Raw genomic sequence first — 16,428 nt, forward strand, 5'->3', positions numbered from 1 at the left:
ACGAACGACAACGACTGACACACACCATCCAGCGAGACCACGACTGGCCCACAACTCAACCGTCGATACCGGCCCGAATTCAGCCGCCGCCGACAAACAGCCGGGCAAGCGGGACAAGAACCGGCGACCCGGGCCGTGGCTTTCTAACCGCGCAGCCCGCTCACCCACTGGTGGCGCTCGCCTATCACGTGGGACCGGCCTTTCCGACACGCGGTCAGGCCGGAGCGCAGCACGACCTATCAGACGACGCTCGACCACCTGTTATCGCGAGTGACACCGGACTCAGTCAGCCATGCGTGGCTCTGCCAGTGACAGCCAGCCGCATTCGGCCCTGGCGTCTGGTCCCAGCCGCTCGGCGGGTAGGCATGCACTCCGCCCCATGAAGTATCGGAGGTCACCCAAGTCCACCCGTTCCCGCAGTTCTTGTACAGCTCCACGTAGAGCCGCACATCGGTGCTGGTGGACGGGGCCGTGCCATAGACCGTGCCCGTCACGCTGCCGTCATCGTAGAACCGCAGGCAAGCCTGCAGAGTCCAACTCAGGTAGTCCTGCGGGCCGGTCTGGCAGCCCTCATAGGTGAACCAGAGGGGTTGCGCAACGGTTGCCTCGGCCGTGCCGGTGGACCCGATGGCGCCAGCGGCGAGGGCGAGTGCGGATGCGCCGAGTGCGATAGAACGGCGGAGCTTCATTGTTCTCCTTCTCTCGCAACGATCTGCCTTGAGTAGGCAGGTAATTGAGCATCGCACCCGCGCGAAGATCATGTGCACGAAAAGTGAGAACTGTGGGGCCCCCTCCAGTTGCGGGCGCAAGCGAGCCGCCGAGGCCCAAGCAATGCCCGGTGAGGCGGCAGCTGGCGGCGAGTGCCTCGCAGGTGTTGACCCTTGCCGTTCGGCGGGCGTTGGATGGCGCTCCCGGGCCGGTCCCCACAAACCCGCCCGTCGCACAGGGAGGAACGGTGCCCTGTGACCGACCCCCACGCCGATCGCCCCAACATCCTCCGGCGCCTCGACTGCGAGGACTGCCATGCCGAACCGGACCGCGAGAACATCCGCATCACCGCGGTCGAGCGCGACCTGAGCCTCAGCGAGATCTGGCACACCGAGCAGTGTCCCGCCTACACGGAGTCGTCGACGCCCAGCACGCGCGGGACGCGCAGCCGCGGCACCGACTGGCGCATGAGCACGCGCAGGGCGGTCGAGCGGGAGACCGTCGCAGCCAGGACGCGGGAGAGGCGGGCGCCCGCCCGGCCCGCTAACTCCTTCACGATCTCACCGAGTTAATCGGCGAGACGGCGCGTGCGCCGCTGGTAGCGTTCGATCAGGCCGGGGACCTGCTCATGGAACGTCTGGCGCGGGCAACCCAGAACCGGGCAGCTCAGGCGTCGGACTCGCACCGACACCACGACCCGCCGACCGTCCACCGGCACATCCGCGACCACTCGATGGTGGAAGCCATGCACGTGCGGCGTCGGCTGCCCGCACGCTGGGCATGGCGCAGGCTCGTCCTGGGTCCGGGCTGACACCCGGATGACCTCGCCCTCGTCCACCACGTCCTGGACGGCCAGCGCCGAAAGTCCTGAAAACACTATGCTCACAAGCTCGTTGCCATCTCGCACGTAACAACAACGACGACCGCCACCCTTCGTTACCACCGATTACGGGACAGAGCCGTTGGCGGACAGACCCAGCCGCCATGATCTGGCGAACCTCCTGCGACAGCTCGTCGGCCGGAGCAGCCGAACAGGTTGGTAGTCGGGCTCCACCTGGCGTCATTGGCGAGCCGGGTGTCGATGGCGCCGATGGGGGCGAAGTCCGGATCGTACGCCTCGCCTTCGAAGCGCCGACCGACTTCGTCGTCGCGGGTCATGTCGACGAACCGGCTGTAGTGGCCCTGGAAGGCAGTGGTGATCGTGGCTGTCGGCCCGTTCCTGTGCTTGGCCACGATCAGATCGGCCTCTCCCGAGCGCTTGGAGTCCTTCTCGTAGGCGTCCTCCCGGTGCAGCAGGATCACGACGTCGGCGTCCTGCTCGATGGATCCGGACTCGCGCAGGTCGGAGATCATCGGGCGCTTGTCGGCGCGCTGTTCGGGTCCGCGGTTGAGCTGGGAAAGGGCGATGACCGGCACGCCGAGCTGCTTGGTGAGCAGTTTGAGGTTGCGGGACATGTCGCTGACCTCCTGCTGGCGGTTCTCCGCGCGGCGGCCGGCGCCCTGGAGCAGCTGGAGGTAGTCGACGATGACCAGGTCCAGGCCGCGGCGCTGCTTGATCTTGCGGCAGCGGGCGGCGATGGACAGAGCGGACTGCACGGGGTTGTCGTCGATCAGCAGCGGGGCGTCGGTCATGCGGCTGATTGCGCGGCCGGAGCGCACCCAGTCGTCGTCGGTCATCTCGCCGGAGCGCAGGTGGTGCAGCGCCACGCGGCCTTCGGCGGAGACGGCACGCAGCTGGATCTCCTCGCGGCCCATCTCGAGGGAGAACAGGGCGGTGGTGAGGCGGTGGGTGATGCTGGCGGAGCGGGCGATGTCCAGGGCTAGCGTGGATTTCCCGACGGCCGGACGGGCGGCGATGACGATCATCTGGCCGGCCTGGAGGCCTTGGGTGAGCTGGTCGAGGTCGGCGAAGCCGGTGGGCACGCCGGTGATGCGGCCCTTGTTATGCTTGCGGTCCTCGACCTTGGTCATGGTGACGTCCATGCCGTCCATCAGCGGCGCTGCGCCGTCGTCGGAGGCCTGGTCGGCCAAGGCCATGACCTCGGCCTGGGCGGCGTTGACGATCTCGTCCACGTCGCCCTCGGCGGCGTAGCCCATGCCGGCGATCCGGGTGCCGGCCTCGACCAGGCGGCGCAGCACGGCGCTCTCGTGGACGATCTGGGCGTAGTACTCGGCGTTGGCCGCGGTGGGAACGGCGTTGACCAGGGTATGCAGGTATCCGGGGCCGCCGACCCGGGCGAGTTCGCCGCGCTTGGTGAGCTCGCCGGCCACGGTGATGGGGTCAGCGGGCTCACCGCGCCCGTACAGGTCGAGGATCGCGCAGTGGATCAGCTCGTGGGCGGGCCGGTAGTAGCTGGTCGGCTTGAGCACCTCGATCACGTCGGCGATCGCGTCCTCGGACAGCAGCATGCCGCCGAGAACGGACTGCTCGGCCGCCAGGTCCTGCGGGGGAACCCTTTCGAACTCGTCCGCGCTGTTCTCGCCCTCGTTCTTGGTGCCGCCGTCGGCGACGGTCCGGCTGTGGGAGCGGGGACGGCGGGCGCGGCCGCGGCGCGGGCCGGGGCCTCCGAACCCGGCACGAGGTGCGGGGACGGAGGACTCGGGGGCCGGCCCGAAGTCGTCATCGGGCTCGAGGTGGATCCAGTCGTGCTCGTCCATCCCGGCCGCGACTACCTGCGGTGCCGACTCGGGACTCCTGGTGTTCTCGTCGGGTACGTTCAACGTGATCTCTCTTTGGGATCGGACGGCCGCCGGGGCCTGGCAGGGTTGACCCGGCGGCCGTCGCGCTGTCCGGAAGTAGTCAGCCGGCCAGGAACTCGGCCCGCCTGGCGGACTGCCGGCGGGCCTCCTCGGCCTGATGGAGCGCCGCGTCCCGGCTGCGGTCAGCGACCGTCCGCGGCTTCTTGCCCCGCTGGATTAATGCGGCCAGGGCCTGGCGGGCGGACTCGTCGTCGATACCGCGCTGCGCGTCCAGCTCACGACGCTGCCGGTCGATGATCTCGTCCGCCGCACAATGGCGGCATCCGTTGGCCTCCAGACTCGGGTGCGACGGACATGGATCCACCGGCTGACGCGGCACGGACCGCACCATCGGTTCGGCCGGGGCACCGGCGTACTGCGCCTTCGACGCCTCCCCCAGGCCCACCCAGGCGGGCTTCTCTGCAGCCATCCACCGCGCCACCGCGATCAACCACTCCACCGACTTACCGGCCCGCACCAGAGCAGCCGCCGACGCCTGGAACTCCCCCAATGCGCCCGACCGACGGTGTGGACCGACTCCGGCAGCCATACGGGCTTCAGACCAAGCCGCCATGATCTGGCGAACCTCCTGCGACAGCTCGTCGGCCGGAGCAGCCGAAGCGGACTCGTCCCGGGGCGCGGCCTGGTCGTTGGTGCTGTTTCTGTCGTGGATCTTCTTCTTCTCCGTCTCAGCGGAAGCCTCTGGGGCGGTCTCATTCGCCAGAGCGTCAGGAGAAGTAGAGGGGACAGAGTTAAAGGACAGAGTTGGGGTGCTTGAAGCACCCGGGGTAGGTGCTTCAAGCACCTGGGTGCTTGAAGCACCTGGGGCAAACTCGGTCAAACAGGGCCTTTCGAGGAGGGGGGTGCTTGAAGCACCCCCCTCCTCACTCGCGATGCTCAAAGGGGGGTTCCGCGCAGCCCTCTTGGGCCGTTTCGTTCCCTTGTCTGCTCGGGTCTTCTTAGCCGGTGCGGGCCCCAGATCCGGCCGGTCCTTGGCGCGCAGCGGGGCCAGGCCTCGGTCGATGCGCTCCTGGTTTACCTTCTCCATCTGGTCGGGGCTGTAGAAGGAGAAGGGGATCATCAGGTCGTAGACCTTGGGTCGGAAGTCCTCGGCAATCCGGAACGCGGCCCGCTGGTCGCCTTCGCGGATAAGGCCACGGGCCTCCATCGCGTTCAGGCGGCGGGTCACCGTCGACTTATCGCACAGACCGGACCGCGCCAGCGTGTTGCGCGACGGGTAGGCGTCAGTCCCGTCGCTGTTCGCGCGACGGGCCAGGGCGATCAGGATTAGGCGCTCGTACGGGTCCGACACGGGTGAGTGCTCCGCGGCCCACTCGACGGGCAGGAAACTCAACGAGCCACCTCCGATCCGGTGGCGGGCACCAGGACCAGGCCGGCCTGGATGGCAGCCGTGATGGGGACGGTGAAGAGCGGGGTGACACGCTCGGCAAGCGGTGTAACGAAGCCAAACAAACTGGCGCTACCTCTCGGATGGAGCGCCGTCACGTGGCGGCTAGCAGGAATCGGCCAACCAGGACGAGTAGCGAGTGTCTCTCGCCTGTGGACGGGTATGGCTGGTACCGTCGTGACGATGCAGTGCTGGAAGCGATAGCGGCCCCGAAGACGCCAATCTTGGGCCGCTTTCGCATTTTCTGGACTGGTGTGGTGCCCTGGGGCACCAAGTGAGCCTAGGGACTGTCCGCATTGGTAAGGCCGTTTTCAGGGCGTGCCCCTGCCTACTGGCCCATCAAGCCTGCGGCGGCATTTGCCCTCCTTCGCGCTGTTCTGCTATCTCCATGACGAATGCCGGAGCCGCGGACACCTCGGGGCTACCCTCAAGGCCTTCCCGCGACAGGAGAGAACCAGCTGCCATGCGCAGTACCTTGTCCGTTGCCGCAGGTTCGAGCGGCGCTTCGGCCTGCTCCCGTCCTGGCGCCCACGGCCGCATTCGGGCTGCGGCCGTGGGCGTGCAGCCCATGTGGACCGAGTGACTGCCCATCTGACCGTAGAGACAAGTACCCGCACACATGTCGGCGGCCGACGGTGTCCCGATCACAGCCACGAAGGCCGCTGCTGCCGACGGCAAGGCGTTCGGCCTGACACATCGCATCTGACGGCCGCCAGCGGAGCTGTGTCGTTGTTCAGGCGTGCAGGCCACAATATTCCCCCTCGATTCCCCCTCGAACCACTATATGCAGGCGATCGTAGGAACCGGCAGGACCTGGCAGCTGACGAACTGGCATGATCTTCAACGCCGCCCTCGGAGTTGACCGGATCGCAATCGCTGACGGCCGAATACTTCGCACTCAAACACGCACAAACCGGACAGATCGGACCCATGGGGGGATAAAGTTTCTCCGCGAAGTCGGGAGATCAGCAAGCAGAAGGACTACCGCCGACAGTGGCGACGGTCTGGCGAGAGCGCCAGATCGTCGAGTCATGGAAAGTTCAAGTGATCCCTCATGTTGTGCAAAGTTGAGCCGCCGAGGTTGTGCGTGATCTTATGGACAGGCGCGCAGGGGGCGCGCTGTCGGCAATCTCAGGGGGCAAACCAATGCGAGAGGTCCTGTTCAGTTTGTTGGGGCCACTCGATGTACAGATTGACGGAGCTCCGGTCACCTCGGCGGAGCACGTCAGCGGACGGTGCCCACCATGCTGTTGCTGTCGTCCGGCCGGATCGTGTCCGTGGATAGCGTCATCGACGCCGTCTGGTCTGGCCCTCCGGCGCACCCACTACGGCCCGTAACCAGATCGCTATCTGCATCGCCGGTCTGCGCAAGGCGTTCAAGGGGGTTGCGGGAGACAGTGCGCTGATCACCACGCACCACCCTGGCTACGCCCTCAACCCGTTCGGACACCGCATCGACGTGGTTGCCTTCGACAACACGGTTGGCCAGGCCCGCGAGCTGGCCCGCAGCGGCAAAAACACAGAGGTCTGCGACGCATACGAGGCGCTCTCGCTCTGGCGTGGCCCTGCCCTAGAGGGAGTCACCGGTCCCCGTGTCGAGCAGGAAGCCGGCTGGCTGGAGGAACTGCGCTTGGACGTCCACGAGGAATAGGCCGGGCTGCGACTGCAGCTCGGCCGTCACCGCCCCCTCGTCCCGGAGCTCTCCACCCTGGTTGCGGACAATCCGCTGCGGGAGCGACCTGGCCGCCCCCATCGGCCTGCGCTACCACTGGGACAAGGCACCAGCCGGCCTCACTGCCCTGTTCAGCGAGGAGCACAAGCAGGGCGCCGAACTCACCCGCGCCACGCTTCTGCACGCGGATGACGCCGTCGGCCCCGCGGCGCTGACCGTTCACACCGCGAACGCGGCGGGCCTGCTGAGGAACGCGACGCGGTAGAAGCCGGAAGGCCGCCACCCGTAGGTGACGGCCTTCCAGTGCTTTCTCAGGGCTTCGGCAGCCTACCGTCGGCTGACGACAACGCCCGGCTGGGCCGGGCGGCTACGCCACGCGACTCCGCGCTCGGTGAGCCGCGCGAGCTGGCCCAGCGTCAGTTGGGGAGTTGGGGGGTGGTGACCAGGGTGCGCCAGCAGTGTCGGACGGATTCCCTGTGCTGGTAGTCCGCCGTCAGATGTTCCGGCGCCGGAGGGCCCGGACGCCGAGGTCGTAGGCCGTGGAGCCGAGGGCGAGGGTGACGGGCGGCCGCACCAGGGGCTCGGCCGCCCGTCGGACAACCCCATCACCCCGTGACCCGGCTGTGGGAGCGGTGGGTCCGCACCTTGGGCCGGCATGTGTGAGGGGACAGGGTCATGCAGCGGCGTCCCTCAGGCTCCGACGTAGTCCGCCAGGTGCTCGCCCGTGAGGGTGGAGCGGGCGGCGACCAGGTCGGCGGGGGTGCCTTCGAAGACCACCCGGCCGCCGTCGTGGCCCGCGCCGGGGCCGAGGTCGATGATCCAGTCGGCGTGTGCCATGACCGCCTGGTGGTGCTCGATGACGATGACCGACTTGCCGGAGTCGACGAGCCGGTCGAGCAGGCCGAGGAGCTGCTCGACGTCCGCGAGGTGCAGGCCGGTGGTCGGCTCGTCGAGGACGTAGACGCCGCCCTTGTCGCCCATGTGCGTTGCCAGCTTGAGGCGTTGGCGCTCGCCGCCGGACAAGGTGTTGAGGGGCTGGCCGAGGGTGAGGTAGCCGAGGCCGACGTCCGCGAGGCGTTCCAGGATCTTGTGCGCGGCCGGGGTGCGAGCCTCGCCCGAGCCGAAGAACCTCTCCGCCTCGGTCACCGACATCGCGAGCACCTCGCTGATGTCACGGCCGCCGAGACGGTACTCCAGCACCGAAGCCTGGAACCGCTTCCCGTTGCAGTCCTCGCAAGGGTTGGAGACCCCGGCCACCACGCCCAGGTCGGTGAAGATGACGCCCACGCCGTTGCAGGTGGGGCACGCGCCCTCGGAGTTGGCGCTGAACAGCGCGGGCTTCACACCGTTGGCCTTGGCGAAGACCTTGCGGATCGGTTCGAGCAGGCCCGTGTAAGTCGCCGGGTTGCTGCGGCGCGAACCGCGGATCGGGCTCTGGTCGATCGAGACCACGCCCTCGCGCGCAGGGATCGACCCGTGGACGAGCGAGCTCTTTCCGGCGCCGGCGACACCGGTGACGACGGTGAGCACGCCGAGCGGGATGTCGACGTCGACCTCGCGGAGGTTGTGCGACGTGGCGCCGCGGATCTCCAGCACGCCAGTGCGCTTGCGGACCTGGTCCTTGAGGACGGCCCGGTCGTCGAGGTGGTGGCCGGTGACGGTGTCGGAGGCGCGGAGTCCGTCCAGGGTTCCTTCGAAGCAGACGGTGCCGCCCGCCGTGCCGGCGCCGGGGCCGAGGTCGACCACGTGGTCGGCGATGGCGATGGCCTCCGGTTTGTGCTCCACCACCAGCACCGTGTTGCCCTTGTCACGCAGGCGCAGCAGCAGGTCGTTCATCCGCTGGATGTCGTGCGGGTGCAGGCCGGTGGTGGGTTCGTCGAACACGTACGTGACGTCGGTGAGCGAGGAGCCGAGGTGGCGGATCATCTTGACCCGCTGCGCCTCGCCGCCGGAGAGCGTGCCGGAGGGGCGGTCCAGCGAGAGGTAGCCGAGGCCGATCTCGACGAACGAGTCGAGGGTCTGCTGGAGCGAGGCGAGCAGCGGGGCCACCGAGGGCTCGTCCAGGCCGCGGACCCATTCCGCCAGGTCCCGGATCTCCAGCGTGCAGGCGTCGGCGATGCTGATGCCCGCGATCTTCGAGGAGCGTGCTCCTTCACTGAGCCGGGTGCCCTCGCAGTCGGGGCAGGTGGTGAAGGTGACCGCCCGGTCCACGAATGCCCGGATGTGCGGCTGCAGCGCGTCCTTGTCCTTGGACAGCATGGACTTCTGGATCTTGGGGATCAGGCCCTCGTAGGTGACGTTGACGCCGTTGACCTTGACCTTGGTCGGCTCCCGGTACAGGAAGTCCTGCATCTCCTCCTCGGTGTACTTGCAGATCGGCTTGTCCGGGTCGAGGAAGCCCGAGTTGGCGTAGACGCCGACCGTCCACCAGCTGTCGGTCTTCCAGCCGGGGATGGTGAACGCGCCCTCGGAGATCGACTTGCCGTCGTCGTAGAGCTGGGTGAGGTCGATGTCGGAGACCGAGCCGCGGCCCTCGCACCGGGCGCACATGCCGCCGGTGCGGTTGAAGTCGGCCTGGACCGCCTTCTTGTTGCCGCCCTCGACGGTGATCGAAGCGCTCCCCTTCATCGTGGGGACGTTGAAGGAGAAGGCGCTGGGCGGGCCGACGCGCGGGGTGCCGAGGCGGCTGAAGAGGATGCGCAGCATGGCATTGGCGTCGGTGGCCGTGCCGACGGTGGAGCGCGGGTCGGAGCCCATCCGCTGTTGGCCGACAATGATCGCGGCCGTCAGCCCTTCGAGGACGTCGACCTCGGGGCGCGCCTGGGTGGGCATCATGCCCTGCACGAACGTGCTGTAGGTCTCGTTGATCAGCCGCTGGGACTCCGCGGCGATGGTGGCGAACACCAGCGAGCTCTTGCCCGAGCCGGAGACGCCGGTGAACACCGTCAGCCGACGCTTGGGGATCTCGATGCTGACGTCCTTGAGGTTGTTCTCCCGCGCGCCGAGCACGCGGATCAGGTCGTGGCTGTCGGCAGCGTGCGGCGCAGACGACTGCGCGTGGGGGGTGTGCGTCCTCGGGGCCATGCTCGTGGTCTCTCCAAAACTGTTGTACGGATCGCGGCCGTGACGTTCGCGCGAGGCCGCCCGGGCCGCCGTCGCGTCGCGGCGCGGTTGTTTCTGCGCTCTCCGGCTCCCCGTGGTCCGCGGTGCAGCCGAGGAACCGGATCACCGCAGACCACGGGGAGGCTCCGTGCCCGGCCGAAACGCCTCGGCCCGGGGACGGAGCCGTGTCCGCTAGCGGCTCAGGCCCCTGAACCGACCCACTGCCAGCGGGAAGAACACCGCCACCAGGGCCACCGGCCACACCGCCGCGAGCAGTTCCGCGTGCGTCGCGGCCCAGGAGTCACCCGCCGCGCCCGGGTTGCCGAACAGGCCGCGCACCGCTGTGGCCGTCGCCGACATCGGGTTCCACTCCACGATCGCGCCCAGCCAGGACGGCATCGACCCCGGGGTGGCGATGGCGTTGGAGAGGAAGCTGACGGGCCACACCAGGATCTGCACCGCCTGCACCATCTCCGGCTTGCCCGCGACCATGGCCAGGTGGATGCCGACCCACAGCATCGCGAACCGCAGCAGCAACAGCAGTCCCACCGCGCCCAGGAACGAGGAGAAATCCCCGTGCCAGCGCCATCCGATCGCGTAGCCGACCGCGATCATCACGATCAGCCCGACCACCGACTGGAGCATGTCCGCGATGCTCCGCCCGACCAGGACCGCACCGGAGGCCATCGGCATCGAGCGGAACCGGTCGATGATCCCCTTGCCCAGGTCCTGGGTGACGGAGAGCATCGTGGACTCGAGGCCGAAGGCCATCGTCATGGTGAGCATGCCGGGCACCAGGTAGTCCTTGAAGTTCCCCTCGATGCCCCGGCCGCCACCGATCAGGTAGCTGAACATCAGCAGCATCATCACCGGGAAGACCAGCCCGACGACCACCTGCACGGGCTGCCGTGCCCAGTGGGCCAGCTCGCGCCTGGTCATCGTCCAGGAGTCGGCTGCCGCCCAGCCCAGCTTCGAACCCGTGCCGCCGGCGGTTTCCGTACCGCGGGTCGCCTTCATGCTCTGGACCGTGGTCATGCCGCGTCCGCCTCCGTCTTCGTCAGGTGCATGAAGACCTCGTCGAGCGTCGGCCGCCGCACCGCGATGTCCTCCGCCACGATTCCGGCCGCCTCCAGTGCCCGCACGGTCTCGGTCAGCGCCGCGATCCGGTCGTTGACCGAGGCGCTCACCAGCCGACGGTCCTCGTCCACGGTCGCCTCCCCGGGCAGCAGCGAGGCCGCCCGGGCCAGCTGGCCCGTGTCGTGCAGGACCACGTCGATGCGGTCGCCGCCCGTCCTGGTCTTCAGCTCGTCCGCCGTGCCCTGGGCGATGACCTTCCCGTGGTTGATCACCGCGATCTGGTCGGCCAGCTGATCGGCCTCCTCCAGGTACTGCGTGGTCAGCAGCACGGTCGTGCCGCCGCTGACCAGCGAGCGCACCGCGTTCCACACCTCCGTGCGGCCGCGGGGATCGAGCCCGGTCGTGGGCTCGTCCAGGAAGAGCACCTGCGGTTCGGAGATGAGGGAGGCCGCCAGGTCGAGGCGTCGCCGCATCCCGCCGCTGTACTGCTTGATGGCCTTCGTTCCGGTGTCTTCGAGTCCGAACCGGGTGAGGAGCTCCTCGGCCCGGGTGCTCGCGCGGCGCGCGCCCAGGTGGTAGAGGCGGCCGAACATCTCCAGGTTCTGCCGGCCGCTGAGCTCCTCGTCGACGGCGGCGTTCTGGCCGAGCAGCCCGATCTGCGAGCGCACCTCGCCGGCGCGGGTCCTGGCGTCGATCCCCGCCACCTCGACCCGGCCCTCGTCAGGGCGCAGCAGCGTGGACATGATGCGGACGGTCGTGGTCTTGCCGGCGCCGTTCGGGCCGAGAATCCCCTGGACGGTTCCGCTGCGGACGGTGAGGTCGAGGCCGTCGAGAGCCTGCTTGTCCCCATACTTCTTCCGCAGGCCCTCGACGACGATCGCCAGATCGTGGTCAGTCAAAGCCTTCCCCTCCAGCCACTAATCAAACTTGACTAAGCTAGGAAGGTAGCTCGTTTCCCGCGGCTGGTCAAATTTGATTACTCTGACTTGATGAGGAAGGATCCACTCATGTCTGCGATCCGGCTACTGGTCCTCGGCGCCGTCCGTCAGCACGGACGGGCGCACGGCTACCAGGTGCGCAACGACCTGGAGTTCTGGGGGGCCCACGAGTGGTCCACCGCCAAGCCGGGCTCGATCTACCACGCGCTCAAGCAGATGGCGAAGCAGGGACTCCTCGTCGCGCACGAGGTCGCACCGAGCGCCGTCGGCGGCCCGCCCCGCGTCGAGTACGAGATCACCGACAAGGGCACCGCGGAGTACTTCGATCTGCTGCGCGAGGCCTTGACCTCGTACGACCAGAAGATAGACATGCTCTCGGCCGGGCTCGGGTTCATCGTCGACCTGCCGCGGGATGAGGCCGTCGCGCTCCTCAAGGAGCGGATCGCGGGGCTCGAACGGTGGCGAGCCGGGGTCACGGAGTACTACATGCCGCAGAATGGCCCCGAACAGCTCGGGCACATCGGCGAGATCATGAACATGTGGGTGCACTCGGCCGACAGCGAGGCGGAATGGACGCACAGCCTGATCGGGCGGATCGAGGGCGGCGCATACACCTTCGCGGGGGAGGGCGAACCGTTCGTGGGGGTGCTCGCGGAGGGCGAGCCGAACCCGTTCGCCACTGAGCCCCATCCCGAGGACCTCCACTACTGAGGGCGAACACCGGTTGCCGACCCGGCGCGGCAGGCCGGCGTACCACCGCGACGGCCGGATGGTCGGGTACGTCCTGCTGGGGCCGACGGCCAAGCCGTCCCGTTCCTCCGGCACGGTCCGGCGACGTGAGCTCGGCGTGCATGCGCCAGGAGATCTTTTTGTTTGTCAAGGGGATGGTAAAGAAATGGTTCTCCCGATATATTTCTTTACTCCCAGGCGGTTTGGTCCAACGGAAAGGGCGCTGCTGTGCAGGCGGAGCATCGTATGCGGACGCAGGCGGCGCTGATCGGCGGGCCGCCCGTCGGGATGCTCGTGGCGTCCGAGTCGGCCGCGTACGAAGTCGATACCGCGCTCCTCGAATCGGAGGCCAGCGTGTCCGAGCGGCCGAAGGCGACCGCACTGCACGCGCGGTCGGTGCAGTGCCCGGTTCGGCGAGGTCGTCTGCCTGGACGGGCGGCCCCGTGCGCCCGCGCCGCGGCCAGACGCCCCTTCCGCTTCGCGGGTCTGCCCGGCCTGGTGATCACGGCCCCCGGACGGGAACCGGGGCCGGTTTTGAGATGCCGTCAGGCGGAGCTTGAAAGACCTTCCGAGGTGCGGGCCCGGGCGGCCGGGGCGCGGATCCTGCGTGAGCACCGGGTGATCGAGGTCGTTTAGGAGGGCGGCGGGGTCCGGTTCGAGGCCGAGGGCCCGCACCGGCCTCGGTGCCGGGATGCTGGACGCGCTCAACCCGGGTTGGAAGTCGGCGCCCGCGGTGCACGGAGCGGCGGGCGCAGGGCTGCTCGACACCTGTGACCCGGAGCGCCGGCCCGTGGCCCAGCGGGTCACCGGCAACACGCAGGCGCAGCTCGCGCTGATGCGGCCGGTACCCGAACTCGACGCCTTGCGGGTGGTGTTCAGCGGCCTGCCGGCGGCCGACCGGGAAGGCAGGCAGCTCGGCGACATGATCAGCACCCAGGACATGGACCTCCCGGACCACCACCGGGGGTCCCTGCCCTGCGGCGGAGCGTTCCGCCTTTTTACTGAGGCCGGATTGACTGAGCTCGGCCAATCCGCGGACAGGGGGAGTAGTACAGCGTGGACATCGAATTACTGGGCACTCTGGCGGTTCGGGAGCAGGGGCGCTCCATCACACCTACCGCCCCCAAGCCGCGCCAGGTGCTGGCGCTGCTGGCACTTCATGCCGACCAGGTCGTTCCGATCTCGGCTCTGATCGAGGAGCTGTGGGCGGGAACACCGCCGCGCAGCGCCCGCACGACGCTGCAGACCTACGTGCTGCAGCTGAGGGCCCTCATCGCGACGGCCCTGGAGCAGGGCGATGGCGAGGGCGCGGGAGGCGGCGCAGGCCGGCGTACGGCCAAGGACGTGCTGGTCACGGTGCCCGGCGGCTACCTGCTCGACACCGGTAACGGCACCAGCGACGTCCGCGAGTTCGACCGGCTCGCCGGCAGGGGCTACCGGGCCATGGACGCGGGTGACTTCCCGGGCGCCGCCCGGCTGCTGCGTGAGGCGCTGTCCCTGTGGTCGGGGCCGGCCTTCGCCGACGTGAACGGCGGCATCCAGCTGGACACGGAGACGCGGCGGCTGGAAGAGACCCGGCTGTGCGCCCTCGACCAGCGCATCGAGGCCGATCTGCGGATCGGGCGGCACCGGGAGCTGCTGGCAGAACTGACCGTGCTGGTCAGCCGGTACCGCACCCACGAGAACCTGCACGGCCAGTTCATGCTGGCCTTGCACCGCTCCGGCCGTAGGGGCGAGGCCCTCGACGTCTACCAGCGGCTGCACCAGACCCTGGTGCGCGAGCTCGGGCTCGAACCTTCGGCCGCACTGCGCAGGCTGCAGCGTTCGATCCTCATGGCCGGCCCCGACTGCCCCGTGGGGGCGGCGGGGACCAACGGTGAGCGACTCCTCCGCGCCGGCTGAGATTGCTGCCCCCGACACCCGGGTGCTGCAGGCGACGGCCAGGACGTAGCTGATCCGGCGGGACTCCAACAGTGCGCGCAGGCCGGGGTCTTGGCCGTAGGCCTCGTCGCCGGTCAGCCAGGAGGCGCTGATCCCGGCCTCCAGTGCTGCCGTGATCATCTGCCCGGCCAGCGTGGGCTTGGTCGCGAATTCCACGTGGTCAGGCACCCCGGCGCGGGACCGGCGCTCGACATCCTGGCACCACGAAGCGTCGGGCAAGTAGAGTCGACGGTCGATCAACGCCCGCCCCTTGCTGGAGGCGTAGGCGAGGAACACGCCGACCTGGCTATTCTCGATCCGGCCTGCGGTGCCGGTGTACTGCCGCTGCACGCCGGCCGAGGCGGCGCCCTTCTTCAGGAAGCCTGTCTCGTCGACGACCAGGACGCCGTCGTCGGTGCCGAGATGCTCGAGAACGTAGGCGCGTACGTCGTCGCGGACCGCGTCCGCGTCCCAGTGGGCGCTTCGCAGCAGTTGCTGCATCGGCCCGGGGCGGGCGTGACCGGCTTGCTCGGCGAGCCGCCAGCAGTTCTTCCGCTCGACGCCGGACAGCAGCCCGAGCACGAAGGCACGAGCCGTGGAACGCGGCTCCACCCGCTTGAACCGGCCCGCGATCCGGGCCATGAACTGGTCGAACATTGCCCGCCAGCGGGCGACTTCTATGCTGTGACCTGCGGCCACCGCACGATCTTCAGGAGTCCACATAACCCTTGATGATCACGCGGTGGCCGCTCCCGCTTTCAGCCAGGGCGACGCAAGAGCACGCAGTCACACGGGAGTACTAACGGAGATACTGCTCGATCATGTCCGCGCCGCGGGTGACTCCACCACTTCGCAGGATGGCTTGGCGCATTCCCGCAAGGTTGACGCGCACTGCCGGGTCTGAGGCAACCCTGCTGATCGCCGCCCGCAGTGCTTCGGCGCTCACCGTGCCGGCGTCCAGGCGTTCACCGAGCCCGAGCTCCTCCAGGCGCGCGGCGTTGGCAGCCTGCTCGGGTGTCCGGGGGACGGCGATGAGGCCGACCCCGTAATGCAGCGCCTCCATAACGGAGTTCATACCGGCATGCGATACGAAGGCGGTGGCATGGCGGAGTACCGCCAGTTGCGGGAACCGCGAGCGGACGTCCACCCGGCTCGGGACGGCGCCCAGTACGGCGGCGTCCGTATCGCCCACGGTCATCGCCAACTGCCACGGCCCGTCGGCGACGGCTTCTATGCAGGCGCGGTAGAACTCCGAGCTGCCGTTGAAGACCGTTCCCAGTGAGACATACAGCAGTGGTGCGTCGGGGTCGGGCGGTGACCAGTCCTCAGCCTGCTCGCGCCTGCCCATTGAGGGGCCGATGAAGTGAAAACGTTCGTCGAAGCTGTCAGCGGCCGGCTGGAACTCTCGCGGGACGAAGACGAGGTTGAGCTCGTCCGCCATCGTCATGGTGTCGGCGATACCGAGCGGGACGCCGCACTCGGTGGAGAAAGCCGCACAGTCGGCGGCAAGCAAGGCCATCGCCGGATCGTCGGCGTCGATCCCTGCGGTCAACTGCCGGTCCAGTGAGTACGCCTCGTTCGAGGCGAGGTGAGGGAAGCACTGCACGGCGGGGATGCCCAGCGTCCTGGCGGCGATCCGGGCAGGCCAGTTCGTCGTGTCGTAACAGATTGCGTCTACCGGCTCCGAGACGCAGTACTTCTGTAACACCGGGTAGGTCGCACTCATTGCCGCGAAGTAGTGGCGCAACCAGCTGGCTACGGCCTCTGGGCCGATCTTTGATGGTGGTGTGAATGGCTCCAGCGACGGTAGTTCCAACCAGCGTGCGCCGGCACCGGTGACCGCGGCGGCGTGGTCTGCTCCGGTGGCGTAGTCCACCTGGTGTCCGCGCCGTACGAGTTCCTCGACCAACGGCACATCGGGTTGATGTGCCCGTGCCCAGTTAGGGTCATAAAAAGTAACTTCTTCAACACGAGGGACACCCTGGCAGCACCGCCACCGCGGCGCCATCGAGATTTGCGACTCACCGCAACTACGTTCGGCGACCGCTCGTCAACCTCTCGACCGGCTAGATCACGAAGTCACACTGGAGTACTAACCCGCCGACCGCCGGCCCCGTTGCGCGGGCCCGCGCCGG

The 16,428-nt window shown here is 68.4% G+C and carries 13 protein-coding genes and 3 pseudogenes; 7 read left to right on the forward strand and 9 right to left on the reverse strand.

Annotated elements, in window-relative coordinates:
- Window positions 1–239: 239 nt before the first annotated feature.
- From ACH4J0_RS34660 to ACH4J0_RS34675, 4 genes and pseudogenes are all read right to left on the reverse strand, one after another.
- On the reverse strand, window positions 240–689 hold the full coding sequence (locus tag ACH4J0_RS34660) for a hypothetical protein (RefSeq protein WP_396245051.1): 450 nt from the start codon (window positions 687–689) through the stop codon (window positions 240–242).
- Window positions 690–1,123: 434 nt separating this feature from the next.
- Window positions 1,124–1,585 (reverse strand): annotated as a pseudogene (locus ACH4J0_RS34665) (transposase family protein); the annotation flags it as partial.
- A gap of 59 nt (window positions 1,586–1,644) precedes the next feature.
- A complete protein-coding gene (dnaB, locus tag ACH4J0_RS34670) occupies window positions 1,645–3,366 on the reverse strand; it encodes a replicative DNA helicase (RefSeq protein WP_396245112.1) in 1,722 nt (573 codons plus the stop codon).
- Between the two features lie 142 nt (window positions 3,367–3,508).
- The gene (locus tag ACH4J0_RS34675) at window positions 3,509–4,801 is read right to left on the reverse strand and encodes a helix-turn-helix domain-containing protein (RefSeq protein WP_396245053.1); all 1,293 of its coding nucleotides are present in this window, start codon (window positions 4,799–4,801) and stop codon (window positions 3,509–3,511) included.
- A gap of 1,513 nt (window positions 4,802–6,314) precedes the next feature.
- On the opposite strand from ACH4J0_RS34675, the gene ACH4J0_RS34680 reads away from it, so the two are divergent.
- Both ACH4J0_RS34680 and ACH4J0_RS34685 read left to right on the forward strand, forming a co-directional pair.
- A complete protein-coding gene (locus tag ACH4J0_RS34680) occupies window positions 6,315–6,506 on the forward strand; it encodes a BTAD domain-containing putative transcriptional regulator (RefSeq protein WP_396245054.1) in 192 nt (63 codons plus the stop codon).
- Between the two features lie 61 nt (window positions 6,507–6,567).
- Window positions 6,568–6,792: a hypothetical protein gene (locus ACH4J0_RS34685; protein WP_396245055.1), complete on the forward strand. Its 225-nt coding sequence runs from the start codon at window positions 6,568–6,570 to the stop codon at window positions 6,790–6,792.
- A gap of 425 nt (window positions 6,793–7,217) precedes the next feature.
- Here ACH4J0_RS34685 and ACH4J0_RS34690 read toward each other — a convergent pair whose 3' ends face one another.
- The 3 genes from ACH4J0_RS34690 to ACH4J0_RS34700 form a co-directional block, all read right to left on the reverse strand.
- Window positions 7,218–9,611 (reverse strand): ATP-binding cassette domain-containing protein, encoded by a 2,394-nt coding sequence (locus tag ACH4J0_RS34690; protein ID WP_396245057.1) that lies wholly within the window; start codon window positions 9,609–9,611, stop codon window positions 7,218–7,220.
- A gap of 210 nt (window positions 9,612–9,821) precedes the next feature.
- Window positions 9,822–10,664, reverse strand: coding sequence for an ABC transporter permease (locus tag ACH4J0_RS34695; protein ID WP_396245059.1), 843 nt, complete (start codon window positions 10,662–10,664; stop codon window positions 9,822–9,824).
- A complete protein-coding gene (locus tag ACH4J0_RS34700) occupies window positions 10,661–11,605 on the reverse strand; it encodes an ATP-binding cassette domain-containing protein (RefSeq protein WP_396245060.1) in 945 nt (314 codons plus the stop codon). The genes ACH4J0_RS34695 and ACH4J0_RS34700 overlap by 4 nt, the downstream gene beginning before the upstream one ends.
- 108 nt (window positions 11,606–11,713) lie before the next feature.
- Here ACH4J0_RS34700 and ACH4J0_RS34705 point away from each other — a divergent pair, with 108 nt between their 5' ends.
- The 5 genes and pseudogenes from ACH4J0_RS34705 (at window position 11,714) to ACH4J0_RS34725 (ending at window position 14,275) form a co-directional block, all read left to right on the forward strand.
- Entirely contained in the window at window positions 11,714–12,355 is a 642-nt protein-coding gene (locus ACH4J0_RS34705; RefSeq protein WP_360466327.1) for a PadR family transcriptional regulator, read from the forward strand.
- A 10-nt stretch (window positions 12,356–12,365) separates the two neighbouring features.
- Window positions 12,366–12,482: pseudogene (locus tag ACH4J0_RS34710) on the forward strand (DUF6009 family protein); the annotation flags it as partial.
- 137 nt (window positions 12,483–12,619) lie between these two features.
- Complete coding sequence (locus tag ACH4J0_RS34715) at window positions 12,620–13,009, forward strand: FAD-dependent monooxygenase (protein ID WP_396245062.1); 390 nt, start codon at window positions 12,620–12,622, stop codon at window positions 13,007–13,009.
- 55 nt (window positions 13,010–13,064) lie between these two features.
- Window positions 13,065–13,565, forward strand: a complete 501-nt coding sequence (locus ACH4J0_RS34720) for a hypothetical protein (RefSeq protein WP_396245063.1) — start codon at window positions 13,065–13,067, stop codon at window positions 13,563–13,565.
- Complete coding sequence (locus ACH4J0_RS34725; RefSeq protein ID WP_396245114.1) at window positions 13,454–14,275, forward strand: BTAD domain-containing putative transcriptional regulator; 822 nt, start codon at window positions 13,454–13,456, stop codon at window positions 14,273–14,275. Before ACH4J0_RS34720 ends, ACH4J0_RS34725 begins: the two co-directional genes overlap by 112 nt.
- On the opposite strand, the pseudogene ACH4J0_RS34730 reads toward ACH4J0_RS34725, so the two are convergent.
- Together ACH4J0_RS34730 and ACH4J0_RS34735 are read right to left on the reverse strand one after the other, a co-directional pair.
- Window positions 14,210–15,016, reverse strand: a pseudogene (locus ACH4J0_RS34730) (IS701 family transposase); the annotation flags it as partial. The gene ACH4J0_RS34725 and the pseudogene ACH4J0_RS34730 overlap by 66 nt on opposite strands.
- A 76-nt stretch (window positions 15,017–15,092) precedes the next feature.
- Window positions 15,093–16,169, reverse strand: a complete 1,077-nt coding sequence (locus ACH4J0_RS34735; RefSeq protein WP_396245064.1) for a macrolide family glycosyltransferase — start codon at window positions 16,167–16,169, stop codon at window positions 15,093–15,095.
- Between the last annotated feature and the right edge of the window lie 259 nt (window positions 16,170–16,428).

Origin of the sequence: Kitasatospora sp. NPDC017646, assembly GCF_044329365.1 — a bacterium.
Lineage (GTDB): Bacteria > Actinomycetota > Actinomycetes > Streptomycetales > Streptomycetaceae > Kitasatospora.